This window comes from Pedobacter sp. HMWF019, assembly GCF_003061025.1.
Lineage (GTDB): Bacteria > Bacteroidota > Bacteroidia > Sphingobacteriales > Sphingobacteriaceae > Pedobacter.
Map to the genome: position 1 here is coordinate 1 of NZ_QAIL01000326.1, position 6,302 is coordinate 6,302.

Genomic DNA, 6,302 nt, shown 5'->3' on the forward strand with positions numbered 1-6,302 from the left:
CTCTTAGCCTGGTCAATTTCCATTATAATCTTTTTTGTTCTTTGTGTGGTTTGCATAATAACAATTAGAAAGAATCGTAAAACAGTATAATCCTAGATCCCCAGCAGTTGCTATAAAAAGACATCACTTTATTAATTCCAACCGAAAGCCGCCTCTAATTCAATTGAATTAAAGGCGGCTTTTGCTCATTATAGGGAAGAACTATTCCTCCCTTTCATTGGCAACAACCACCTCCTTTGTAGCCAAAAAAATATTCTTATAAGAATTGTTGAGTGAATTTTAGCGGAATTCAGGAATTCCTAAGGTATTTCCAGGAATTATTTAAGCATTAAGGAATTCATTGAAATATAGATAATTAACCCCACTAAATTTGCTTCAGAAATCAGATCAAGTATCGATTAGCTATCGAAATAAATACAAGAACCGATTTTCAAAAACAGAGAGGAAAGAGCGGTGGTTAGTGGCCGGCTTGGGAAGCAGTTACCAGTTCCCGCAATTGAATCTCATTACTTCCCAAAAATTTCAGAGGCGCCTCTGATTGCAACTGTAGCAACCCCCGCGATAAGGTTCGCGGGGACCTACCAAGTGATTAACCTTTAAATTTTTGACTCATGTTTTTTCAAATCATTTTAGCAATGTTATTGGGATTGGTATGTCCACACCACAATAATACAACAAACAATAATGGTACTACTGTAACTGCACAGGACACTCCTTCTATTCCTGATACCCCTCCTGATACAGGTGGCGAAACAGGGAATAACCCTCCAAGATAACAACTGAAAAAAACGGGCAAATATTTGCCCGTTTTTTTTATAAATTAGAGAAATAATAACGATTTCTTGAAAAAATATATTACGCTTCTTCTATTATTTGTATTCGCTTCTTGTCATAAAGAGAATATAAAAGATAAACTCCGGGTTACTACCCCCTATTATGATAAAGCCTGGTCCTTCTCGGATAAAGGAATGGTAGACAGCAGTTTCGTTTACTTTAATAAAGCCAAGGAAGAATCTTTAAAAAATGGCGATAGTATTTTAGTAGCGAAGAGCCTGATCAATATGGCGATCATTAGCGGTGATCAGGGCGACTATTTTGGTAGTCAGGAGTTATCGCTTTCTGCAATTAAATACCTTAATATTTCTAATGAAAAGCAAAAGGAGATATTATCCTCCAATTATAATAACCTGGGGAAAATGGCTCATCTCTTAAAGAACTATGATGAGGCAACCTCCTTCTACATTAAAGCAATTGCGCTCTCCAATAATGAGCAGTCCAAAATTATATACTCAAATAATATTGCGATTAACCTATCTGCTCAAAAGCGATACCATGAGTCTTTAAAATATTTTGAGCAGCTCCTGAAAAATAAAGATGTACAAAAGAACAACAATAACTTTTCCAGGATCCTATCTAATATTTCAAAAACGAAATGGCTTCAAAACCCAAATTATAACGCAGCGCCAGATTTACTAAGAGCCTTGCACATTCGGGAGAATGAAAATGACCTCTGGGGTCAAAATGCGAGTTTTTCACATCTATCAGATTATTACACCAAAAAACAACCAGATTCAGCGCTATTTTATTCGCGTGAGATGTATCGGGTTGCAATGAAAATCAAAAGTCCGGATGATCAACTACAGGCACTGCAGAAGCTCGTAAAGCTGAGCCACCAGGAAGAAACCAAACAGTATTTTGAGCTCTACCAAAAATTAGAGGACAGTGTTCAGACGGCGCGTAATGCGGCCAAGAATCAGTTTGCTGTTATCCGTTATGAAACAGAGAAAAATAAAGCAGATAATCTATTGTTACAAAAGGACAATACGGAAAAAAAGTATCAGATCATTAAACAAAAGATAGTATCCATCAGTACGATCTTTATATTGGTTGCAGCTTCTATTATCGCTGTTCTTTGGTACAAGAAGAGAAAACAGCGACTGGAATTGGAAGCACAAACGGCCATCCGGGAAAATCAACTTAAAACCTCCAAGAAAGTACATGATGTGGTAGCCAATGGATTGTACAGGGTCATGACTGAAATTGAAAACCAGGAGGAGATTGATAAAGACCGTGTATTGGATAAGATAGAGGATCTGTACGAGAAATCGCGAGATATATCTTATGAGGAGGTTAAATTTACAGATCAGAATTTCCACGAAAGAGTTTCGGATCTCATCAAATCTTTCGCCACTGATACAACAAAAGTGGCCCTGGCGGGAAACGATCCGCAGTTATGGAAAAAAGTAACTGCACAGGTAAAATATGAAATTGAGCATATCCTGCAGGAACTGATGGTGAATATGGGGAAACATAGCGGTGCCAGTAACGTTGCTGTTAAGTTTGAACAGAAACAGGATAAGATCAATATTTATTATACAGATAATGGAATTGGGATGCCTGAAGAGATGAGGTTCAATAATGGATTGAGAAATACGGGAACCCGTATAGAAAGTATTCATGGGGAAATTACTTTTGACACCAAAGTTGAGAAGGGGCTGAAAATTCAGATTTCTTTTCCCATTACCTAAATAGAAGAATGATGTTCGAAAGAGTTTTAATTGCAGAAGACCACGAATCTTCCAACATCTCCGTAAGGAAGACATTGGAAGATCTCGGAATAGAGATTGCCCATTATGTATTTTATTGCGATGATGCTTTAACCTGGATACAAAAGGCCCGTCAAAATGACGAACCTTATGATTTATTGATTACCGATCTTTCTTTCGAAGAGGATCATAATAAGCAAAGGATTACCGGCGGTACAGAACTGATCAAAGCGGTAAGGCAAGCACAACCCAATTTAAAAATTCTGGTTTTTTCTGCTGAAAACAAAGCGGCTGTTATTGATGCACTTTATGATGAGCTTGGGATCAATGCTTATGTGCGCAAGGCACGCAATGATGCTCAGGAACTTAAACTGGCGATAAACACGATTTATAAATCCAACAAATATATTTCTGCCAATTTAAGGCAGGGCATCAAGGCTAAAAATGCATATGAGTTTGCGGATGTCGACATCGCCATCATTTCCCTGCTTTCGCAAGGAATCCCTCAGAAAAACATTCCATTTCACTTACAGCAAAAAGGAATTTCACCTTCTGGTTTAAGCAGTGTTGAAAAACGCCTGAATCTGATGAGAGAAGCTTTGGAGTTTTCTAAGAATGAACAATTGGTGGTGTATTGTAAAGACTTTGGACTTATCTAACCCTAGCTTCATAATTTCGTTGAAATAGCGCCCCGGGTTACGGTTTCCCGTAAGAAAGGCTGCTTCTGCCTGGCTACTTTTGGGAAATAAACAATTTAAACCCTAAAAGCGCAAGCAGAAATGGATCTTAAACTTAAGTTAGAACAGCTTCACCAAAGAGTGGTTGGATTAAAAGACCAGATCAATACCGAGGAGGCCACCAAAAATGCATTTGTAATGCCCTTTATCCAGATTCTGGGCTACGATATTTTTAATCCGACAGAAGTTATTCCGGAGCATATTTGTGATATCGGAACGAAAAAAGGAGAAAAAGTAGATTATGTTATAAGCAATAACAATGAACCTATACTCATCTTTGAATGCAAGCATTGGAAAGAAAACGCCGATGCTCACAATTCCCAGCTTCACAGGTATTATCATGTTTCTAAAGCAAGATTTGGTGTATTAACCAATGGTACGGTCTACAATTTCTATACGGATCTGGAAAAGCCGAACATTATGGATGAGAAGCCTTTCTTAACCATAGATATTGAGGATCTGAAGGATAACTCCATCAAAATTCTGGAAAGCTTTACTAAAAATGAATACAACTTAGAAAGCATTCTTGATTCGGCCGAAGGTTTAAAATACATTAAAGCAATCCGGAAGGAATTTGAGAAAGAAATAGATAACCCATCTGATGAAATTGTTAAGCTATTGGTCAATAGATTTTTTGATAAGCCTTTAACTGCAAACCGAATGGTTGCCTTTAAAGAGTATACGAAGAAGGCTTTAGCGGTTTCTATTAATGAATCTATCAGCGACAGGTTGAAGTCTGCCTTGAACATCAATGAGAAGATTGAGAAGAAGGACGAGGGTAAAGCCAGTCTGCTGATTGATGATAACAATGAGGCTGGAAAAATTGTAACAACGGAGGAGGAATTGGAGGCCTTTCAGATTGTAAAGGCTATTCTACGGGAGAAGATCCCCTCCAATCGTATTGCTCCACGGGATACCCAGTCTTACTTTGGAATTTTACTGGACGATAACAACCGGAAGCCAATCTGCCGGTTACATTTTAATACGGCAAATAAGTACCTGGAGACATTTCATAAGGGAAAAGATGCTGGTGAGAAAAAGCAGCTGGCCAGCCTTGATGAGATCTATAACTACAGGAATGAGTTACATCAAACAGTAGATAATTATTAAGATTTAAAGAATTGCTGTAGTAAATACAGGCAAGTTTATTAGCTCTCAGAAAAATGAAGGGGTTGCATCCAGATTTGCCATTTCTGGCATCGGAGCAATCTCTCATTATATAAATTCAAAATACTGTATTACAAGTATTTATTCCAAAACAGCATTACCAAAAACTTCTCAAAATAGTCGATAGGCTTACGGTTTCCCGTAAGGATACCATCTTGAAGTGATATAGTTTTGAATAGTTAAAACGATAATCTAAATATATATGGAAACACAGGCACAAAACGAAGTTACATTTTACCAGGACATGAGAGTTACTGTAACTCAATCCAGATATGTAACCAATTCAAAAACTTATGCTATGAGGAACATATCTTCTGTTCATATTTTTGAAATCATTAAGAGCAAGGCATTGCCCGTCATTATGATCATTGCTGGCTTTTTTATGCTTTTTTCAGAAAGCTCCATGATTTTAGGCATTCTTATTCTGGTTTTTGGAGTTGCTATTTTATTTTGCATTAAAAACGAATTTGCAGTAAGAATCAGTACAAATTCAGGGGAAGTAAATAGTATGGTTTCGAAAGACAAAGCATACATTCAAACGATTGTAAATGCGCTCAATGATGCAATAGTGCATCGGGGTTAAAATATGAAATGACTTCTACTTTAACTTCACCAAGATCCCATAAGACATATGATTTAGGATTTAGGCTTAAATCTCAAATTAAAAACAATTATATACTGATGAAACACAAAGCATTTATCCTTTTGCTATTGGTTACGCTATCCCTTATTGTTTGTAGTTGCAGAAAAAATTTCAATCTACAATCTGAACTTAACCAAATAGCTCAGGATAATGTAGTGACGCAAAAAGAATTTCTTGATTTACAAACTGCAGCAACTAAAGAAAAGAAATACGAAAGGTTCAAGAATCGTGAAGAATTGTACAACTATATAAATAAGTTTTTCACGAAAAAAAAACTTGTTGTTGAGGTATGGAATCCTACAAGAATAACTACCGCCAAATTCAACATCAATGTTTTCTTTGAAAACTCCTTTAGTATGGATGGTTATATTTCTCAGGCCGATTTAAAGAGTTCTATTTATGATATGCTGGTAAACCTAAAACAGCTTACCTCCTCAATCAACCTTAATTACATCAATAGTAGTATCATCAAAGCCTCCTCTAGCGACATCAAACTTTTTAGCAGTGGATTAACTCCCCAACTATTTAAGAAAATGGGAGGAAAAAGATGGAATTCAGATATAGCTGAGGTATTGGAAAACGTATTGTCGCAGACAGATCAAAATAATGCCTCCATTTTAATCTCAGACTTTGTGTTCTCTCCACCAAAGAAAATTAACGCAGTAAGTTATCTTAAGCTTCAAGAGGTAGCCATAAAAGATAAGTTTCAAGATAAATTGAATAAGCAAAACCTCGCTCTAGCCATATTTCAAATGAAGGCTAATTTTCAAGGAGATTATTACGATCATAATTCAAAAACGATAAAATTGGCGGGTGTAGACCGACCGTATTACATATGGTTCATTGGGACAGAAGAACAAGTGAGACAAGCTGTCGACAAACAGATTGTAAGTACTAATGATCCCCATTTCTTGAATAGTGTTGTTATCTCTAGTACAAAAACCCCTTTTCCTATACAATATAAGGTTATAAATAAAGGAAAAGTTGGCAACTATAAGTTTAAAAAGTCGGATGAAATTTCCGATGCGACCGCGGACAACGGAAATTTTGGCTTTGGCTTGGCAGTAAATTTTGCAAAGCGCCTGAAAGGAGTAAAATATTTCTCTGAACAAAAAATTTACCAGCCAAACAACACTGACTATTCGATTAACGTCAGATCACTTAATCTAGTGGAACTTAGTTCACCATCTTACTCAGGTTATACCCATG

Annotated in this window: 5 protein-coding genes; all 5 read left to right on the top strand. The window is 36.7% G+C overall.

Going from position 1 to position 6,302, the window contains the following annotated elements; genetic code table 11:
- Positions 1–842 precede the first annotated feature (842 nt).
- Positions 843–2,528 (top strand): tetratricopeptide repeat-containing sensor histidine kinase, encoded by a 1,686-nt coding sequence (locus tag DBR11_RS18370; RefSeq protein ID WP_233260815.1) that lies wholly within the window; start codon positions 843–845, stop codon positions 2,526–2,528.
- 8 nt (positions 2,529–2,536) lie between these two features.
- Positions 2,537–3,205, top strand: a complete 669-nt coding sequence (locus DBR11_RS18375; protein WP_369974440.1) for a response regulator — start codon at positions 2,537–2,539, stop codon at positions 3,203–3,205.
- A 120-nt stretch (positions 3,206–3,325) separates the two neighbouring features.
- Positions 3,326–4,393, top strand: a complete 1,068-nt coding sequence (locus DBR11_RS18380) for a type I restriction endonuclease (protein ID WP_108554096.1) — start codon at positions 3,326–3,328, stop codon at positions 4,391–4,393.
- Between the two features lie 259 nt (positions 4,394–4,652).
- Positions 4,653–5,033, top strand: coding sequence for a DUF6232 family protein (locus DBR11_RS18385; protein WP_108554097.1), 381 nt, complete (start codon positions 4,653–4,655; stop codon positions 5,031–5,033).
- 98 nt (positions 5,034–5,131) lie between these two features.
- Positions 5,132–6,302: hypothetical protein (locus DBR11_RS18390; RefSeq protein WP_146186580.1), on the top strand; the 1,171-nt coding region annotated here is incomplete at its 3' end.

Coding starts and splice junctions, on each gene's coding strand:
- DBR11_RS18375 (WP_369974440.1), top strand. CDS start 2,537: ATGATGTTCGAAAGAGTTTTAATTGCAGAAGACCACGAATCTTCCAAC.
- DBR11_RS18380 (WP_108554096.1), top strand. CDS start 3,326: ATGGATCTTAAACTTAAGTTAGAACAGCTTCACCAAAGAGTGGTTGGA.
- DBR11_RS18385 (WP_108554097.1), top strand. CDS start 4,653: ATGGAAACACAGGCACAAAACGAAGTTACATTTTACCAGGACATGAGA.